This window comes from Malaciobacter canalis (assembly GCF_008000835.1).
Taxonomy (GTDB): Bacteria; Campylobacterota; Campylobacteria; order Campylobacterales; family Arcobacteraceae; genus Malaciobacter; species Malaciobacter canalis.
On sequence record NZ_CP042812.1, the window covers coordinates 757094 to 776077 of the forward strand.

Annotated in this window: 15 protein-coding genes and 1 tRNA gene; 4 read left to right on the plus strand and 12 right to left on the minus strand. The window is 26.8% G+C overall.

What is annotated here, in order from left to right; genetic code table 11:
• Positions 1 to 11: 11 nt before the first annotated feature.
• The 5 genes from ACAN_RS03770 to ACAN_RS03790 form a co-directional block, all read right to left on the minus strand.
• The gene (locus tag ACAN_RS03770) at positions 12 to 2189 is read right to left on the minus strand and encodes a heavy metal translocating P-type ATPase (RefSeq protein ID WP_099334933.1); all 2178 of its coding nucleotides are present in this window, start codon (positions 2187 to 2189) and stop codon (positions 12 to 14) included.
• A gap of 1 nt (position 2190) precedes the next feature.
• Positions 2191 to 2544 (minus strand): ArsR/SmtB family transcription factor, encoded by a 354-nt coding sequence (locus tag ACAN_RS03775; RefSeq protein WP_079577419.1) that lies wholly within the window; start codon positions 2542 to 2544, stop codon positions 2191 to 2193.
• 4 nt (positions 2545 to 2548) lie between these two features.
• The gene (locus ACAN_RS03780) at positions 2549 to 2752 is read right to left on the minus strand and encodes a heavy-metal-associated domain-containing protein (RefSeq protein ID WP_079577420.1); all 204 of its coding nucleotides are present in this window, start codon (positions 2750 to 2752) and stop codon (positions 2549 to 2551) included.
• Positions 2753 to 3263: 511 nt separating this feature from the next.
• A tRNA-Leu gene (locus ACAN_RS03785) sits at positions 3264 to 3348 on the minus strand.
• A gap of 140 nt (positions 3349 to 3488) precedes the next feature.
• Positions 3489 to 4190 carry a peroxiredoxin gene (locus tag ACAN_RS03790; RefSeq protein WP_079579810.1) on the minus strand — a complete coding sequence of 234 codons (702 nt, stop codon included), beginning with the start codon at positions 4188 to 4190 and terminating at the stop codon, positions 3489 to 3491.
• 215 nt (positions 4191 to 4405) lie between these two features.
• Here ACAN_RS03790 and ACAN_RS03795 point away from each other — a divergent pair, with 215 nt between their 5' ends.
• On the plus strand, positions 4406 to 5521 hold the full coding sequence (locus ACAN_RS03795; protein WP_079579811.1) for a DUF808 family protein: 1116 nt from the start codon (positions 4406 to 4408) through the stop codon (positions 5519 to 5521).
• A 54-nt stretch (positions 5522 to 5575) separates the two neighbouring features.
• Here the strand turns inward: ACAN_RS03795 and ACAN_RS03800 are convergent, their stop codons facing one another.
• Genes ACAN_RS03800 through nikA form a run of 6 tightly spaced genes read right to left on the minus strand, consistent with a single transcriptional unit; the run spans position 5576 to position 10932 of the window.
• Positions 5576 to 6130, minus strand: coding sequence for a GNAT family N-acetyltransferase (locus ACAN_RS03800; RefSeq protein ID WP_099334932.1), 555 nt, complete (start codon positions 6128 to 6130; stop codon positions 5576 to 5578).
• On the minus strand, positions 6123 to 6830 hold the full coding sequence (locus tag ACAN_RS03805) for an ABC transporter ATP-binding protein (protein WP_099334931.1): 708 nt from the start codon (positions 6828 to 6830) through the stop codon (positions 6123 to 6125). Before ACAN_RS03805 ends, ACAN_RS03800 begins: the two co-directional genes overlap by 8 nt.
• Positions 6818 to 7588: an ATP-binding cassette domain-containing protein gene (locus ACAN_RS03810; protein ID WP_099334930.1), complete on the minus strand. Its 771-nt coding sequence runs from the start codon at positions 7586 to 7588 to the stop codon at positions 6818 to 6820. Before ACAN_RS03810 ends, ACAN_RS03805 begins: the two co-directional genes overlap by 13 nt.
• Positions 7585 to 8433: a nickel/cobalt ABC transporter permease gene (gene opp1C, locus ACAN_RS03815; RefSeq protein ID WP_099334929.1), complete on the minus strand. Its 849-nt coding sequence runs from the start codon at positions 8431 to 8433 to the stop codon at positions 7585 to 7587. Before opp1C ends, ACAN_RS03810 begins: the two co-directional genes overlap by 4 nt.
• Position 8434: 1 nt before the next feature.
• Positions 8435 to 9358 (minus strand): nickel/cobalt ABC transporter permease, encoded by a 924-nt coding sequence (opp1B, locus tag ACAN_RS03820; protein ID WP_099334928.1) that lies wholly within the window; start codon positions 9356 to 9358, stop codon positions 8435 to 8437.
• The gene (gene nikA, locus ACAN_RS03825; RefSeq protein WP_099334927.1) at positions 9355 to 10932 is read right to left on the minus strand and encodes a nickel ABC transporter substrate-binding protein; all 1578 of its coding nucleotides are present in this window, start codon (positions 10930 to 10932) and stop codon (positions 9355 to 9357) included. Before nikA ends, opp1B begins: the two co-directional genes overlap by 4 nt.
• A 151-nt stretch (positions 10933 to 11083) precedes the next feature.
• Between nikA and ACAN_RS03830 the strand changes: the two genes are divergently transcribed.
• The 3 genes from ACAN_RS03830 to ACAN_RS03840 all read left to right on the plus strand — a co-directional run bounded on the left by ACAN_RS03830 (position 11084) and on the right by ACAN_RS03840 (position 16593).
• Positions 11084 to 11797 (plus strand): SDR family NAD(P)-dependent oxidoreductase, encoded by a 714-nt coding sequence (locus tag ACAN_RS03830; protein WP_099334926.1) that lies wholly within the window; start codon positions 11084 to 11086, stop codon positions 11795 to 11797.
• Between the two features lie 144 nt (positions 11798 to 11941).
• Positions 11942 to 14350 (plus strand): diguanylate cyclase domain-containing protein, encoded by a 2409-nt coding sequence (locus ACAN_RS03835; protein WP_099334925.1) that lies wholly within the window; start codon positions 11942 to 11944, stop codon positions 14348 to 14350.
• A gap of 119 nt (positions 14351 to 14469) precedes the next feature.
• Positions 14470 to 16593 carry a methyl-accepting chemotaxis protein gene (locus ACAN_RS03840; protein ID WP_099334924.1) on the plus strand — a complete coding sequence of 708 codons (2124 nt, stop codon included), beginning with the start codon at positions 14470 to 14472 and terminating at the stop codon, positions 16591 to 16593.
• 30 nt (positions 16594 to 16623) lie between these two features.
• Here the strand turns inward: ACAN_RS03840 and ACAN_RS03845 are convergent, their stop codons facing one another.
• A complete protein-coding gene (locus ACAN_RS03845) occupies positions 16624 to 18747 on the minus strand; it encodes a methyl-accepting chemotaxis protein (protein ID WP_099334923.1) in 2124 nt (707 codons plus the stop codon).
• Positions 18748 to 18984 lie beyond the last annotated feature (237 nt).

Below are 18984 nucleotides of genomic sequence, written 5' to 3' on the forward strand. Positions count from 1 at the left end.
CTTTTTTTATGTTAAAACTTTTTGACTTTTAATCTAAGTGAGTTTAATACAACTGCAACAGAGCTAAAACTCATGGCAATTCCTGCATACATAGGACTTAACATAAGTCCAAATGCTGGATATAAAACACCAGCTGCAAGTGGAATACCTAAAGTATTATAAGCAAATGCCCAAAAAAGGTTTTGTTTTATAATCTTTATACTCTCAACTGAGAGTTTTATACTCTTTTCAACAGATAAAAGCTCATTGTTAATTAAAATAATATCTCCAGCATCCTTACTAATATCAGAACCAGAGTTTAAAGTAACTCCAATATCTGCTTGTTTGATTGAAGGAGCGTCATTTATCCCATCTCCTACAAACATAACTTTTGCTTTTTCTTGAAGTTTTAGTATAACATCATATTTTTGTGTAGGAATAACTTCGCTATAAACCTCTTTTATATCTAGCTTTGAAGCTATTTTTGAAGCAGTGATTTTATTATCTCCTGTAAGTAAAATAGGAGTTATACCTCTTTTTTTAATATTTGAAATAAGCTCTTTTGCATCATCTTTTAATTTATCAACTAAAGAGAATGAACCAATAGTTTCATTTTCAATTGAGGCTAATATTGCTCCATTTGATTTATTAAGTTGCTCTTCATAAAACTTTTTATGCTTATCCTGTATAGATATATCATGCTCACTTAGAAGTTTTTCATTTCCTAATAAGACAAGTTTTCCTTCAACTTTTGCTTTTATACCTTTTCCAGCAATAATCTCAACATCTTCAATCTCTATATTTTCAAATGTTTTTTTATTTTCAATATAAGAGACAATAGCTTTAGAAATAGGGTGCTCACTTAACTTTTCAATAGAAGCTATTGTATTGAAATATTTTTCATCAATGTCAGTAGTTTCAACACTTATTTCACCCTTTGTTAATGTACCTGTTTTATCAAAAACTGCATATTTTATATCTTTTATTATCTCTAAAACTTCGGGGTTTTTTATTAGAAGTCCTTCTTTTGCACCTCTACTTACTGAACTTACAATAGCAATTGGTGTAGCAAGTCCTAAAGCACAAGGGCAAGAGATAATTAAAACACTAATTGAAGCTAATATAGCTGTTTGCATATCTCCTAAAAGTGACCATACAACAAAAGTAAGAATAGAAATAGCAATAACACTTGGAACAAAAATATTTGCAACTTTATCTGCAAATCTACTTATTGGAATTTGTTTACTTTGAGCACTTTTTAGAAGTTGAATAATCTTAGATAGTGTAGTATCTTTTGATTTTGTTAAAACTTCTATTTTTATCACGCCATTTGTATTTAGTGTTCCTGATAGTACTTCATCATCAAGTTCTTTAAATACAGGCATAGATTCACCTGTAATCATAGATGTATCAATATCTGCTTTACCCTCTATGATTTTTCCATCAATTGGGATTTTTTCACCTGATTTGATTAGAACTTTATTTCCAACTTCTAAACTATTTGCTAAAACAGTTTTGATATTTCCATCTTCTTGTATAAGATTAGCTTCTTGTGGAGCTAAATTCATAAGTTTTTTTAAAAAATCACTTGCTTTTTGTTTTGAACGCTCTTCAAGATATCTTCCAAGAAGAATAAAACTAATAATAACAGCAGCCCCATCAAAATATACAAATCTTAAGTTTTCTGGGAAAAGCCATGGTGCAAAAAGCACAAAAACCGAATAAAAGTAAGCAGCACTTGTACCTAAAGCTACTAATACATTCATATCAAAGTTTTTATTGCTTAATGCTTTGTATGCAAGATTATAAAATCTTCCACCACAATAAAACTGAACAATTGTAGCAAATATAAATATGATTTTTTTATTTAATTCATCTTCAAAAATATTTGAAAACATAAGTGCAAAAATAACAATAGTTAATGACATAGAAGTAGTAAATAGTTGTTTTAATTTTTGAAAACTTCTTATTTGTTCTTGCTCTAATTTTTCAAAATCATCTTCAACTTTGTATCCAAGTTTTTCAATATTTGCAACAAGTTTATCTTTTGAATAGAGTTTTGAATCAATAGTAAATTCACCCTCACTTGAAGCAAAACTTACTTTTGTATCAATAACTCCATCTTGTCTTTTTAAAAAGTTTTCAATTCCATTTGAACAATTTACACAAGTCATCCCTGAAATGTTTAAATTGATTTTCTCTTTTGACATATCACTCCTTTTCTTCTAAAATTAGCTTAAGAAGGTCTTTAATGTATTCATCTTTTATATAATAAAATGACATCTTTTTATCTTTTTCAAAATCGACTATGCCATACTTTTTTAAAATTCTTAGTTGGTGTGATACATGAGATTGGGGTATTTCTAAAAGATTTGCCATCTCTCCTACGCATATTTCATAATCCAATAACGCATATAGCATCTTTGCACGAGTAGGGTCACTTAGGGCTTTAAAAACATTAGATATTTCAACTAAGTTTTTTTCACTTGGTAAGACCTCTCTTATTTTAGGAATATGGCTTATGCCCTCACAGCATGACCTAGTCAATTTTTTAGGATTACTCATACTACTATTCTATAATCTCAAATCCAAGAGTTTTCATCTCTTCTTTAAAAGTTGCTTCTTTTGTATCATCAGCAATTTCAACTGTAACCTCTTTTGGTTCAACATCTAAGTTAACCTCTATAGTTCCAAAACTATCTTCTAGTGATGATTTTATAAGGTTCGAACAACCCGAACAAGCTATATTTTGTGCTTTAAATGTTTTTTTCATATATAAATCCTTTCATATGATATTTTTATCATATGATGATTTTATCATATAAAAAAAACTAAGTCAAGACTAATTTTAGAAATTGAAGATTTTGATATAAGTACTAATAATCCTAAACTAAAAAAAGTGGTTGAATATAAATAACTTATTAAATTATTTTAAAATATTAAAGATAATAACAATGAAATCAATAGTTTGGTGAGTGAAATAAATCAATTTTAATTGGGAAAAGTATTGATTAAAAGAATTATACCCTCGGCTATATCTCTAGTATATAGGCTTACGAGGGAATTATATAAAAATTATAAATAATAACAAATGAAATAAAGCTTAATTAATAGTAGAAGTAATTTTTTAAGCATAAAAAGTTAGGAAAAAATTCATATATTATATATCATCAATAAAAGATAAATTTTTTTCTATTAAAAAAATAAAAATAAGAAATTTAAAAGTACTAAAAGCTTCTATTTTAGATAAAGCATTTAAAGGTAAGTTATAATGATTTATTAGATGGTGCGACCGACGAGATTTGAACTCGTACACCCTAAGGCACTACCCCCTCAAGATAGCGTGTCTACCAATTTCACCACGGTCGCGTTTGATAAATTGAATTATATCAACATAAAGTTATGATAATTATTAAGAAGTAAAGTAAAAGTATAATTTTTTATTAAAAAAGTTTTTAAGATATAAGAAGTGGTATAGATTTAAGGAGAGTTTCCTTAAATCTAAGTTATTAAGACATTATTTCTTCAATAGTAATATAATCTCCAACTCTTCCTGTCATTTGCTCTGCATCAGTATTTACTGGAAGTGTTTTTTTACCTGGAGTCCATCCTGCTGGGCAAACTTCACCAGTTTTTTCTGCATGTTGCCAAGCTCTTACTTGTCTTAAAAATTCATGTACATTTCTTCCTACCATAGGTGCTTGTACTTCTTGTGCTACAACTGTACCCTCTGGATTGATTAAGAATCTTCCTCTTAAAGCAACTCCTTGCTCTTCAATCATCACACCAAAATTTCTACTAACTTCACCAGTTGGATCAGCACCTATTGTAAGTTTTAGACCTTTTAAAATAGGTTCAGTTTCCACAAATCTTTTGTGTGAAAACTTTGTATCAGTTGATACTGCAAGTATTTCTACACCTAATTCTTGAAACTCATCATATTTTGCATTCATTGCTGCTATTTCAGTAGGGCAAACAAATGTAAAGTCAGCTGGATAAAAGCAAACTACATGCCATTTACCTTTATAATCTTCACTATTTACTTCTGTATAGTGACCTGTCTTTGCATCATATGCTTCCATCTTAAACTCTGGAGCTTTTCTTAGTACTAAACTTGAACTCATTTTTATTTCCTTTTTTTCAATTATTTCATCGTTATTTATTATTTCTTTTTTCTGTGCTATTGGTTTTGCACCAGTATCGCATGCCATAAACATTCCTTTTTAATTATCCTAAAGGATAATCTTTTTCTTTTGATAAAAAAATTCTACATGAATATATCTTAAGAATTACTTAAATTATAATAAAAATTAATAAAATAATTATAACCTATACTTATAATATGAGAAAATGTTTTTATTATGAAGTTCAAATTAATAGAAAATAAAATAAAATACAAAAAATTTTTATCAATATAAGGAATAAAATGGCTGGATTATTAGGGTATTTATCGATTTTATCAGATGATATTAGTGCACTTGCTAGTAAAACTATGGCTACTGCTACAACTACACTTGCTACTTCATTAGATGATGTAGGTGTACTTTTTGATGACATAGTAACTTATACAAAACTTGCAAGTGTAAAATCATCTGCTTTAGTTATTGATGATTTAGCTGCAATTGCAAGTTTTACAAACGAAACTACATCTGATATTTTGAAAAAAGAGCTAAAAGATGCAAGTAGTGTAAAAGAGTTCAAAGAAAATATACAAAAATTATCAAAGCAAGAGCAAGAGAAGATTATTGGTGAATTAGAGCAAATAAGACAAAAAGCAATAATACAAGCAAAAAGAAATGCAGCAAAAAGAGAGCTTCCTATTGTGTATAAAATAGCACTTGGAAGTTTAAAAAATAAATTTATCATTATTCCTATTGTTTTGCTTATGAGTTTTTTAGCTCCTTGGCTTATAGCTCCTACTTTAATATTAGGTGGAATATACTTAGCCTATGAGGGAGTTGAAGCTATTTTGGAAAAGCTTGGCAAGCATCATGAACATAAAAGTGAAAAAGATACTTTAAAAGAGCTTTCAAGTGAAAAACTAGAAGAGCAAAAGATTAAAAGTGCTATCAAGACAGATTTTATTTTATCTTTTGAGATTATTGTAATAACTTTAAGTTTAGTTGAAAAGAGTGATTTTATTACAAAACTATCTGTTTTGGTACTTATTGGACTTATTGCTACAGTTGTAGTTTATGGGCTTGTAGGACTTATTCTTAAGCTTGATGATATAGGATTTTATCTTCAAGAGAAAAAAAGTGCAGTTTCAAAAAGCATAGGAACTGCTTTTGTAAACTCTATGCCAAAGATAATAAAAACTATTTCTATTGTAGGTACAATAGCTATGTTAGCTGTGGGTGGAGGTATCATAGCCCATGAAACACATATTTTAAGTTTTCTTGATAGTTACTTGAAAACTATTGAATATATTGGAGGTTTTTTAATATTTCTAAGTGAAATATTACTTGGAGCAATAGTTGGGTTTTTAGTAGTTAAGTTACTACCTTTTTTTATGAAGTTTTCTAAAAAAAGTAAGTCTTAACAATATCAGCTAAAATATACATCATTAGTAGTGCGAAGATAATCTTATTGTAATTCATAAGATTATCTTAGCTAATTTATGGTTATGTTTACTTATATTTTGTAAACTTTTTTCCATATGCACTGTTTGTAAACTATCTTTTTCATCTAGTGTGATACAAAATCCCATCTTTTTCCAAAAGTTAAATCCCCCTGGTAAAAAATAGTGAGTATGTAAGTACATTTTTTCATACTCTTTGTTTATAGCAAATAAAGTTGCTAAGTTTAATAGTTTTGAAGCTATGCCTTGTCTTCTATACTCTTCTTTTACATAACATCTTCCAATCTCTGCAATTTTTCTGTTTTTGTATTTTTGTTGAAGAGGTTTTATTCTATTATCAAAAATAGATATACTAATTGAGGCAACAATACTATTTGATGTATCTAAAGCTATAAAAAAAGCATTGTTTTTTGTATCGTTTATCAAACTATCCATATTTTTATATAGTTTTTCATATCTACTTTTAGATAGTTTATTGTCATAATGTTTCATATACTCTTTTATAATATAATCTTTAGTTTGCTTTTGAAAGATATTGTTTACATACTTAAAATGTAGTTCTTTACTCATTTGTTTCCTTTATTTTTAAAGGTATTATTGAATCAATCAAAAGTTTTGTGTATTGATTTTGTGCTTGTCCTAAACATTTGGTTTTCAATGACTCAACAACTTCTCCTTTAAAAAGTATTTTTATATTTTCACACAAACTTGTTGCTACTTCTAAATCATGAGTTATTAAGAAAATTGTTAAGTTTTGCTCTTTTTTTAAACTTTTTATATATGTAACAACTTGTGATTTTGTAGATACATCAAGTGCACTAAATGCCTCATCTAAGATAAGAAAAGATGGCTTTGTCAAAATTGCACGCAATATACATACTCTTTGAAGTTGTCCACCACTTAGTTCATGGGGATATTTATCTAATAAACTCTTTGAAAGATTGAAAGTTTTTAATAAATCTTCTAGTTTTTCATTTGAAAAAGTAATTTTTCTTAACCAAAATGGCTCTTTTAAAATCTCTATTATTGTAAAAAGTGGATTGACAGAGTTTCTATAATCTTGAAAGACAACACTCATACTGTTTTTATCTATATTGATATTGCCTTTTGTTGGAGTATCTATTCCTAAAATCAATCTACTTAAAGTTGTTTTTCCAGCTCCACTTTCACCAACTAATGCAAGTGAAGAGTTTTTTTGAAGATTTAGATTTATATCTTTTAAAACAAACTCTTTTTTATATTTTTTCCATAGATTTACTATTTTAAGCATGACATGAACTCTTTAGATAAGTTTTCTTGTGTTGAAACTAAGAATTTAGTATATTCATTTTTTGTATTTGTAAAGATAGTTTTAGCATCTGCTTTTTCAACTACTTTTGAATCTTTTAAAACAATAATATCTTTTGCAATATGAGAAATCAAAGCTAAATCATGAGAAACAATTATTATTGTTTTATCTTTTAAATTTTTCAATATATTTATAATCTCTTTTTGATTTATACTATCTAAAGATGAAGTTGGTTCATCTGCAATAATTATTTTTCTGTTTTGTGTTAAAGCTATTGCTATCATAACTCTTTGAAGTTGTCCTCCACTTAATTCATGGGGATAGCTTCTTAAGATTTTACTACATCTTTTTAGACCAACTTTTCTAAGATATTTAATACATATTTTTAATTTTTCTTTTTTACTTTGTTTTGTTTTAATACTCTCTAACATTTGATAATTTATAGTATAAAGGGGATTAAAGGCATTTATAGCTTCTTGTAATATTACACAAAAGTTATCTTTTATAATTTTACTATTATTTAAAATATCTTTATTATTAAGTGTTATTTTCCCCTCAATATTAAGATTGCTAGAAATTAATCCTAAAATAGTTTTACAAAGTAGTGATTTTCCACTTCCACTCTCTCCTACAACTCCTAAAATAGTATTTTTTTTAATATCAATACTTATATCATCTAATAAAATCTCATTTGTTTTATTATCTTTTATGCTTAGATTTTCAATTTTTAAATATCTCATGAGTTGTCTTTTATTTTTAGATTATATGTTGGATCAAGAATATCTCTTATACTATCTCCTAATATATTAAAAGATAAAACTACAAAAAGTATCATCAAGCCAGGAGGTAGCATCATATATGGATTTATACTCATTAACTCTTTAGCTTCATTTAGCATTATTCCCCATTCGCAAGTTGGTGCTTGTACTCCAAGACCTAAAAATGAAAGAGCCGAAATACTTAATATAATACTTCCTACATTTAGTGTTGCTAGCATAATTATATCACTTAGTATTAGAGGAAAAAGGTGTTTTTTTATGATTGTTCTTGATGGTATGCCAATTACCTTTGAAAAATGTATATAGTTAGTATTGACATGATTTAAAGTAAAAGAGTAAATCATTCTTGTGTACCATGCAACTTTTGATATTATTGCTGCAATTATTATATTTTCAATTCCTGTACCTAAAAAGCCTATAATTGCTAACATCATAAGTTCACTTGGAAAAGATAACATAATATCACAAAATCTTAAAATTACAACTCTTAAAAGTTTGAAAAAGCTTGCAAGTAATCCAAGAATTAAGCCAAAGAATACTGTTATAATCATAGCAAACAAAGAGTAAAACAAAGTAGTTCTAATACCATAAATCAATCTTGAAGCAACACATCTACCCAAGTGGTCAGTACCTAAAGGATATTTTAAACTATATGATAATAACTTGTCATCAAGATTGATTAAATATGGATCATTTGGAGATACTAAAGGCGCAAAAAGTCCAGTTATTATTAGAAGTGTTATAAATATCAAACTTGCTAATGCTAATTTATTATTGACTATTTTTATTAAAAAATCTTTTCTCATATCAAACTCTTAACCTTGGGTCTCTTGCTTGTAGCCAAATGTCAGCTATTAGATTAAATATGATAAATAAAATCGCAATAAAAAGAATATAAGATTGTATTATTGGATAATCCCTTGCAAAAATTGCATGTACACAAAGTCTTCCAAGTCCTGGCAAACCAAAGATATTTTCTATAATTACAGTACCTGCAAATAGTTTAGGAATTGACATAGCTAGTGCAACAATAAATGGATTGATAACATTTTTTATTTTATGCTTTAATATTTCAAAATTATTAAGTCCTCTTGCTTTAGCATAAGTAATAAACAAAGAGCTTTTTATTTGTATTAAAGAGTTTCTAATAATTCTTACAAAAGTAGAGATATACGCTACTGCTAATGTAACAGCTGGTAAAATAATACTTTTTATACCATCTAATCCACTTGATGGAAAAATATTGAACTTTAAAGAAAAAAGCCAAATTAGTAATAAAGCTAACCAAAAGCTAGGCATAGCAGCTGATGTAAAGATAAATACTCTAGCTAGTTTATCAAAATAACTATTTTCATAAACTGCACACAAAATACCAATTAAAAAACCAAAAATAGCTATTAACAAAATAGCACTAAAAGATAGATATATTGTTACTGGTAGTGCTTGAATAAGTTCATCAAATACAGGTTGTTTTGTTTCATAGCTAGTTCCTAAATCTGCATTTAACAAATTTTTTATCCATTGAACATATTGTTGTACTAATGGCTTATCTAAACCTAACTCTTTTTTTGTCTCTTCTATTGCTTGTGGAGTAACTGTAATGTTGTTTATTCTTAGTGTAACTTCAGCTGGGCTACTAGGATTTAGATTTACTAAAATAAAGCATACTATAGAAACCCCTAATAAAAGGGGAACTATAAGTAATACTCTTTTTATTATATATCTTATCATTTTGTCTTTTCAAGATACATCTTTTCAAATGGAATTTCATATTGAGAAAGATTAAATGTAATATTTTTAACCCTTGGATTAAATACTACTTTTGTTCTTGAATAGCTAAGAGGTATATATACATTTTCTTGATGAATATATGTAAATATCTCTTTATATAACTGTTTTCTTTTTTCTTCATTTGACTGTGTTAAAATATCTTGAATAGTATTATCTAACCAAGCTTTTCTTTTTAATCCCATTTGCGCTTGATAATCTCCATGTGCGGGTACTCTCCATGAAGAGATAAATGATTGCGGGTCATATGGAACTCCCCAAGATAAAGCATATTGTAAATCAAAATTACCACTTTTTTGTCTATCTAAAAATGACTGTTTCTCTTCTCCAATAATTTTTAAGTTTACTCCAATATCTTTTAAATTACTTTGTATATACTCACTTATAACTTTTTCTTGTGCGTTATTTGCATTGTAATATAGTTTTAATTCAAGAAGCTTTCCATCTTTATATCTAAAGTTATCATCTTTTAAAATCCAACCTGAATCTTTAAGTAATTGATTTGATTTTTTAGTATTAAACTCTTTTGTTTTCAAATCAATATTTGAATAGGGTGTAGTTTTTGAAAAAAGTGTATTTGCAACTGATTCAGAATTGTTCAAAATCCCTTTGATTATAGCTTCTTTATTAATTGCATGAGCCAATGCTAATCTTACTTGAGGATCTTTTGTAATCTCTCTTTTAGTGTTTATAAGAATAGCTCTTGAAGCAATAGGATTACTTAGTAGTGTTTTTAAGCTATTCTCTTTTTTTAAAGCAGTAAAAGCATTTAAGTTTATCATATCTCCATCAGAACCAAAAATCAAATCAACTTCACCTTTTTGTAAAGCTAATAATATTGCTTGATGATTAGGTATTACTTTCCATTTTATTGAAGATATTTTAGGTGCTTTATTCCAATAGTTATTATTTCGTTCAAATAGTGCAAAACTATTTTTTTCATGTTCTTTTAATATCCAAGGTCCAGTACCATTATAACAAGAAAGACCATTCTTTGTTTCATTTTGTTTAAAACATTTTGGTGAAACAAAACGAAAAGGTCTAGTCATAGCTAATTCTGTAAGGGTTGGATAGTATGGGCTTTTTAGATTTAGTTCAAAAGTGTATTTATCAATTACTTTTGTTGAATCTATAACATTTACAAGTTCTAACCAAGCGTGTCTAACTTTGTTTTCTAAAATCGCATCAAAATTACTTTTAATAACATTTGCATCAAGTTTAACACCATCAGTAAATAAAACATCTTCTCTTAATTTAAAGATATATTTTTTCCCATTTTCTTTTATTTCCCAACTTTTTGCAAGCCAAGGTTTGATTCCATCTTGAGTATTAATAATCAATGGCTCAAAAACCATATTTTGTGCAGCCATCTCTCCTCTATATAAATGGGGATTTATATCTCTTATATCTTTTGTACTTGCATAAGTTAGTTCATTTGACTCTTTTTTATTCTCTTGACAAGCAATAAATATAAAAGTTGTAACAAAAGTAACTGTTAAAATTAATAACTTTCTCATCTTCACCTCTTAAAATTTTTATAATTATAATTTTTTTATGTAAAATGAAAGTTATATTACTCTCTTCTTATGTAATTTTGGGACTAATTTGTAAGTTCTTTTTTATTATAAGAGAGTAATATAAATAAAAATATTTATAAAGGCTATATATATGAACTTAAATAATAAATCAATTCTTATCACAGGTGCAAATGGTGGGCTTGGTTCAATATTTGTAAAAAAAGCAATTGCTTTGGGTGCTAAAACTATTTATTGTGCTGCAAGAGATATAAAAACTTTAGAAGAGATTGAAAAATTATCATCAAATATAAAAACTGTAAAGTTAGATATTACAAATAAAGAAGATGTTGTTTCTTTTGCAAATAGTATTGACTCTCTTGATATTATTATAAATAATGCTGGTGTAAATAGTGCAAAAAGAGTCTTTGAAGATAGTACAATTGACTTTGATGTAAATGTACATGGTACTTTAAATGTATGCAAAATTTTAAGCAAGAAGTTAAATAAACAAGGTGCAATTATAAATATCACTTCTGTTTTAGCTTTAGCAAATCTTCCAATAATGGGACTTTATTGTTCTTCAAAGGCTGCATTGCACTCACTAACACAAGCTTTAAGAGCAGAATTAGCAAAAGATGAAATAGAAGTTTATGAAGTTCTTCCAGGTCCTATTGATACAAATATGACAAAAGGTCAAGATATGCCAAAAGCTACACCTGAATCAATTGTTTCTAATATTTTTGAAGCTTTTTTTAATAAAGAGTTTGAAATTTTTCCAGATGATTTTTCAAAACAAATAAAACAAGGATTAGAAGCAAATCAATCTCAAGTTTTAAAAGAATTTGCTATGTCAGTTGCAAACTAGAAGATTCTTTTCTAGTTGTAACCAAACTAATCATAAAGACACTATTTAAACAAAAATAATAAAATTTACAATATTAAAATTCAAGTATAAAGCCTTTTTGGGTATTATCATCACTTGAAATAATTCTATATATAGGAAAGTATCTTGCTAAGAAATACTCTTTTTGTTAAGCTTTTATTGATATTTACACTACCTGCAATTGGTATATTATACTTTAGTACAATACTTGTTCTTGATAAAATAGATACTTTAAGTCAAGTTGATAATATTCAAAATGATGTAAAGTATATTTTTGCAACAGAAAAAGTTATTGATTCTATTCAAAAAGAGAGAGGCTACACAGCAATCTATCTAAATACAAAAAAATATAAAGATAAACTTTTAAAGCAAAGAGAGACTACAAATAGAGTTTATCAAGAGTTTCTAGTAACTATATCAAAAATAGAAAAAGAGACACAAAATTCAGAATATAGTGTCAAAAAAGTACAAAATATTTTTTATGATTTTACAAAGATTAGAAAAAGTGTTGATGAAAATAAAATTGATTCAAATAAAATAATTAAGTTTTATACTAAGATAAATAATATACTTTTATCAACTATATATTCAATAAAACCTATAAAATTTGTAACAAATTTTAATACAAAATTTGCATATATAGTCAATCTATTAGCTACAAAAGAAGCAGCAGCAGTAGAAAGAATAATGACTTCTTTGTATATCATAGATAAAAAAATCTCTGATGAAAATTATCAAAAACTAATTCAAACATATACTATTCAAGATATAAATATTGAAGAGTTTTTACTAAGTGCAGAAAAAAATGAGATTGATGCTTATTCAAATAATATTAAGTTTGCATATGAAAAAAGATTAAATCATTTAAGAGAGAATTTAAAAGAGATTATTTATAAAGATAATCTAAAATTAGATGATTGGTGGGAATTTTCTTCTTCTAGAATTGATGAATTTGGTAAACTTTATTATTTAGTAAGTAGTGAAGTTTTAAAGCTTACAAAAGAGATTGAATCACAAGCTACAAAATCTCAAATACTAAGTTTAAGCTTTTTATTTGTCTCTTTTGTAACATTAATCAGTCTTTTATTTGTATTAAAAGTTATTGTTTCAAACCAACAACAAAGTTTTAATAAGCTAAAAAAACAGCAAAATATATATAAAGTTTTAAACAAAATAAATAAAGTTATTTTAAAAATGCCTACAAGAAAAAAACTTTACAATAAACTACTTGGCACTATTGTAAATGATCAAAATATATCTTTAGGACTTATTTATAAAGTTAAAAAATCTCAAAGAAAAATTATGCTTATAAAAGGTGAAAATCCTGATAATATTGTTTTTAAAGAAGAAGATTCAAGTAGTTCTATTTTTAAAAAGGCAATTATTTCTAGGAAAAACATAATAAAAACTTCAAATATAGAAAAAGTAAGTGATATAAAAGAGGATTTTTTTAAAACAAAAAACTTTTCTTCAATTGCTGTATTTCCAATAAAAAAATTTGAAAAAGTTACTGCTCTTATGGTTTTGTATTCAAAGAAAAAAAACTTTTTTGATAATGAAATAGAGATTTTATTTAATAAAATGATTATTGATATGGAGTATGCTTTAGAAAAGATAGATTATGAAAAAACAAAAGCAAAACAAGAAGAGCAATTAACAATCGCATCATATGCTTTTGAATCAAATGAACCTATGATTATTACAAATAGCGAAGCAAAAATTATAAATGTAAATCAAGCATTTTGTAATGTTATGGGATATGAAAAGGGCGATATTCTAGGTAAAAATCCAAATATATTTCGTTCTGATGAGCATTCAACTGAATTTTATAAGCAAATGTGGAATTCAATACTAAAAAAGGGAACTTGGTCAGGAGAAATTTATAATAAAAAGAAAAATGGTGAAAAAATACCTTTAAAAGCTACAATTACTGCTATTAAAGAAAAAGATGGAAGTGTAAAACACTATTTATCTCAATACAATGATATAAGTGAACAAAAACTAAAACAACAATATTTGGAGTATCAAGCAACACATGATAGTTTAACTGCCTTGCCAAATAGAATGCTTTTATTTGATAGAATTGAACACTCTATTAATAAAGTTTCAAGATATAAAAATTATGGTGCTTTGATATTTATTGATCTTGATAATTTTAAAACTATAAATGATACATTAGGTCATGAAACAGGAGATGTTTTACTAAAAGAAGTATCTAAAAAACTTCAAGAAACAGTTAGAAAAGAAGATACTCTTGCTAGAATTGGGGGAGATGAGTTTATTGTTTTAGCAGATTTTATTGGAAGTGATAAAGCTAGTGCAAGAAACAATATTCAAATTTTAGCTTCTAAAATCAAAGGTTCACTAAATGATATAAAAATTATAAATGGATATGAAAATATCTCTACACCTAGTATTGGGATAACTTTATTTCATGATAGTACATTTAGTGTAAAAGAGCTAATAAAACAAGCAGATACAGCTATGTATATGGCAAAGCGTTCAGGAAAAAATAGAATTTCTTTTTTTGAATAATATAATCTTAAATATCTATTAATAAAAAATAATAATTTTATAAATTAAGAAAAAATCACTTTTAAGTCCTTTTATATAGTTAGTATATAATGAAAAATTGTTGAATAAAAGGATAACAAATGGGGAAGTATAGTTTAAAAACAAAATTATTAACTTTGATTTTTATTAGTGTTGGAATCTCTTTTGGAATATTAGGGTTCCAAAATGCAATTAATTCTTATGAATCTAAGTCTGCTTTAGTTAAAAATAAGGAGATGAATAATTCAAAAAATATTGCAGAGTATTTAGATGTATATTTCAACTCTAAAATTACAGTAGTTAATACAATCGCTAAAGCTTTAGAAAAAGAAGAGATGAATATTTATAATCAAAATATATTCAAAACTCTAGAACTTGGAAATAGTGCAGGGGAATTTGGTCTATTTTTCCTTGGATTTGCTGATAATGGCAATGAAGTTGAATCAGGCGGAAAAACTTTAACTTTAGAAAAAGATAATTTTGATGCTAGAAAAAGACCTTGGTTCAAACAAGCAGTACAGAAACAAGCACTTGGAGTTACAAAACCTTATTGGGGAAAAACTTTAAATACTTATGTAGTAACTTTATATAAACCAATTTATAAAAATAACAAATTAGTTGCAGTATTAGGAGCAGATATTGCTTTGGATGTATTAATAAATAAACTATCTTCTGCTGATATTACACAAGGTGGATATGCTTATGTTGTAGATAATAACGATGGAGAGATTTTAATTCATAAAGATAAGAAATTCATGGGAAAAACTACTAAGTTTTTTAATGGAATGAAAACAAATAAAGAGGGATACCTTGTGGATGAAGAAGAGGGTATTGAACAGCATGTATTTTTTCATGAAATAAAAACATTAAATTGGAGTATTCTTATTAAAGTTGCTGAAGAGAATATCTTTGGACAAATTAAAAAAGATATTCAAAAAACAGTGATTTTATTTATTGTTTTACTATCTGTGATTTTATTTATTTTATATCTATTTTTAAATAAAGCCTTAAGTCCTTTAGGAAAATTTGAAGATGGTCTTTATTCATTTTTTAGCTACTTAAAAGGTGAAAAGAAAACTATTGAAAAGTTAAATATAAACTCAAATGATGAGTTTGGAAAAATGGGTAAAATAGTTGATGAGCAAATGCAAATTATTGAAACTTCTCATAAACAAGAAGAGCTTCTTATTCAAGAAGTAAAACAGATTGTTAGAAGTATAAAAGATGGTAATTTATCATGCGAGGTTACAAAGCAAACATCAAACTCATCATTAAATGAGTTAAAAGATATTTTAAATGAGATGATTAAGTCTATTAGAATGGATGTAAATGATGATATTGTTCAAATTAAAACAGTGTTAGAATCATATTCACAACTTGATTTTACAAACGAAATAAAAAATCCTACAGGAAATATTGCTATAAAGATAAATCAACTTTGTCAAATCATAACAAAAATGCTTCAAACAAATAAGCTTAATGGTGAGCTTTTAAATGAAAAATCTCAACTTCTATTAGAAAACGTAAACCAGTTAAATATCTCTACAAATGAAACTGCTGTATCTTTAGAAGAGAGTGCTTCTGCTTTAGAAGAAGTTACAAATACTGTAAAAGCAAATACTCAAGATATTAGAACTATGACTAATTATTCAAATGAATTAAGTCAAGCTATAAACGAGGGTGAAAAACTTGCAAGTTCAACTGCTAAAGCTATGGATGAAATAAATGAAGAGACAAAACTTATTGTTGAAGCAATCACAGTAATTGATCAAATCGCTTTTCAAACAAATATCTTAAGTTTAAACGCAGCAGTAGAAGCAGCAACAGCTGGTGAGTCAGGAAAAGGCTTTGCAGTAGTTGCAGCAGAAGTTAGAAACTTAGCAAATAGAAGTGCTCAAGCTGCAAGTGAAATAAAAACTTTAGTTGAAAAAGCGACTTCAAAAACTCACAATGGAAAAGTTATTGCTGATACTATGATTACAGGTTATAGTAAATTAAGTCAAAATGTAGAAAAGACTACACATATTATTAGTAATATCTCAACAGCTTCAAATGAGCAAAAAATCAGTATTGAACAAGTAAATGAAATGGTTACTAAAATTGATGCTCAAACGCAAGAAAACTCAAGAGTTGCAGGAAATACTCAAGATATTGCTAAATCAAGTTCAAATATTGCATCTGAAATATTAAAAAGTGCTAGTGATAAAAAGTTTAATGAAGATTAATTAAGTTTGTTCATAAAGAGTTTTTACTCTTTATGAATCTCTAAATTTCTTTTGATTTACTGTATTTAGTATCTCTTTAGCTACACTTGATGTATTTGTTGCTATATCATGTGTTTGACTAGCAACAGATGCATTACTTTGTGTTTGTTGATCAAGTCTAGTAATTACATCATTGATTTGTTCAATGCTTGTTTTTTGCTCTCTTGATGCATCAGAAATATCAGTAATTGCTTCTGTTGTTTTTGATATATTTTCATTCAGTGAGTTATATCCTTTTATCATATCCCCTGCAATTACTTTACCCTCATTGGCTTTTAAAGTCGCATTTTCAACTATAGATTTAATTTGATTAGCTGCTTCTGCACTTCTACTTGCAAGGTTTCTAACTTCAGCTGCAACTACTGCAAAGCCTTTTCCAGCTTCACCAGCTGTTGCTGCTTCAACTGCTGCATTTAGTGAAAGAATATTTGTTTGGAATGCAATTTGATCAATTACTGTAATTGCTTCAGCGATTGCATTTGTTTGCTCATTTATTTCTTCCATTGATTTAGCAGTAGAGCTTGCAAGTTTATTACCTTCTTGAATTGATTGTGTCAACTCTTCTGAGTGTCTTGACATATCACTAATTCTATTTGTATTGTTAATAATTGTACTTGTAATCTCTTCAACGGCTGCTGCTGTTTCTTCAAGTGAAACTGCTGTATCATTTGAAGCTTTATTTAATATATCAACATTATGTAATAAAGTATTTGAACTTTGTTCTAAGTTGATACCATTTAATTTATTCTCTCTTAACATCTCATTTATGATTTCACATAAATTGTTTAGTCCTTTAGAAACTTTTCCATCAGGATTTTCTATCATATTTACAAAGTTTAGATTTGAATACTCTTCAAGAACATTTAAAATTGGATTGATATCACTATTTACATTCTCATTAATAGTTTTTATCATCTCATTTAAAATATCTTTTAACTCATTTAATGATTTATTTGATGTAGATTTATTTACTAATACATCAAGTTTTCCATTTTTTATATGATTTACTACATCTTTAACTTCATTAATAAGTTGTTTATCTTCTTTAAAGCTTGCTGCTACATGTTTCATCTCTTTATCAATAACATTTGCCATATTTCCAAACTCATCTTTTGTTTGAATATTTAACTCTTTAATCTCGTCTTCTTCACCTTTTAAGTATTTAAAGAAAAAGTTTAATCCCTCTTCTAAAGTTTTTATTGGTGCAAGAAGTTTTATTAAGCTAAATAGTAATATTGATAGTATCACAATAAGAAGAACAACATATAAAATTACCTCTTTTATAACACTTGCAAAAATCTCTTCATATATTTCAGCTTTATTTAACTGAACCATCAAATGCCATTTAGTTAAATCAACTGTATTATAAGCAGCTAGTAACTCTTCACTTCCCAGAGTTGCTTCTCCAAAGTCTAAATTATTTGATGTTTTTATCTGTTTAAAAACTGTACTCTCTTTTTTTAGTATGTCTTTATTTTTATGAATAAGAATATCTCCTTCTTCATCAACTAAATAAGCAAATCCAGTCTCTTTTAACTCTACTGTTAATATTGTATCAACAATAGTATCAATAAATATATCAGAACCAACTACACCAAGAACTTCACCATCTCTTACATATGGTGTATAAACTGTAACAACAAGTTTTTTAGTGCTTACATCAACATATGGTTTAGAAACGCCAGAAGTTTTTTTCTGTATTGCATCTTTATACCATGGTCTAACTCTTGCATCATAGTTATCTCTTTCTTTATTTAAAACTTTTCCATCAGATAAAATCAAATCTCCCGTACTTTGTAAACCTATATATAAATCTACAAAATTACCTGATTTTTTACCTAATAGTAATTTTTCAACTAGTTTTTTATTTGTTATATCTAAACTATCTTTATCAATCTCTTCAGCTACTGCTTCTACAATATCAACTTTAGATTGCAAGAAACTATTTATGAACTTTGAGCTCTCTTTTGCTAAATCTAACTGTTTTTGTTTTATTGTATTGTAATGAGTATTGTATTCATTTGTTGAACTAAATATCCCAAGAGCAATAAATGAAAATGACACACTTACTAATATCAGTAATAGAAGTTTTGTTTTTATACTATTTGTTTTCATGACACTTCCTTTTGTCTTTTTTTAACTATACTGTAATCTTAGCTAAAAAAAGTTGTAAAATAGTATCATTTTGTATAAAAACTATATAAATTTTGAAAAAAAATGTTAAAATAATTTTTTTGTGAGTTGCTGTTTAAAGTGTCATTATATGGTTATTTTAGTTTTGTTAGAATTAAAAAAAAGGGTCAAGACACTATATGTGTTTTGACCCTTTTGTATATTTATAAAATCTGTAGT

What these genes read in the sequence shown, in the direction of transcription:
- ACAN_RS03770 (WP_099334933.1), bottom strand. Translation starts at nt 2,189, where the DNA reads ATGTCAAAAGAGAAAATCAATTTAAACATTTCAGGGATGACTTGTGTA.
- ACAN_RS03775 (WP_079577419.1), bottom strand. Translation starts at nt 2,544, where the DNA reads ATGAGTAATCCTAAAAAATTGACTAGGTCATGCTGTGAGGGCATAAGC.
- ACAN_RS03780 (WP_079577420.1), bottom strand. Translation starts at nt 2,752, where the DNA reads ATGAAAAAAACATTTAAAGCACAAAATATAGCTTGTTCGGGTTGTTCG.
- ACAN_RS03790 (WP_079579810.1), bottom strand. Translation starts at nt 4,190, where the DNA reads ATGGCATGCGATACTGGTGCAAAACCAATAGCACAGAAAAAAGAAATA.
- ACAN_RS03795 (WP_079579811.1), top strand. Translation starts at nt 4,406, where the DNA reads ATGGCTGGATTATTAGGGTATTTATCGATTTTATCAGATGATATTAGT.
- ACAN_RS03800 (WP_099334932.1), bottom strand. Translation starts at nt 6,130, where the DNA reads ATGAGTAAAGAACTACATTTTAAGTATGTAAACAATATCTTTCAAAAG.
- ACAN_RS03805 (WP_099334931.1), bottom strand. Translation starts at nt 6,830, where the DNA reads ATGCTTAAAATAGTAAATCTATGGAAAAAATATAAAAAAGAGTTTGTT.
- ACAN_RS03810 (WP_099334930.1), bottom strand. Translation starts at nt 7,588, where the DNA reads ATGAGATATTTAAAAATTGAAAATCTAAGCATAAAAGATAATAAAACA.
- opp1C (WP_099334929.1), bottom strand. Translation starts at nt 8,433, where the DNA reads ATGAGAAAAGATTTTTTAATAAAAATAGTCAATAATAAATTAGCATTA.
- opp1B (WP_099334928.1), bottom strand. Translation starts at nt 9,358, where the DNA reads ATGATAAGATATATAATAAAAAGAGTATTACTTATAGTTCCCCTTTTA.
- nikA (WP_099334927.1), bottom strand. Translation starts at nt 10,932, where the DNA reads ATGAGAAAGTTATTAATTTTAACAGTTACTTTTGTTACAACTTTTATA.
- ACAN_RS03830 (WP_099334926.1), top strand. Translation starts at nt 11,084, where the DNA reads ATGAACTTAAATAATAAATCAATTCTTATCACAGGTGCAAATGGTGGG.
- ACAN_RS03840 (WP_099334924.1), top strand. Translation starts at nt 14,470, where the DNA reads ATGGGGAAGTATAGTTTAAAAACAAAATTATTAACTTTGATTTTTATT.
- ACAN_RS03845 (WP_099334923.1), bottom strand. Translation starts at nt 18,747, where the DNA reads ATGAAAACAAATAGTATAAAAACAAAACTTCTATTACTGATATTAGTA.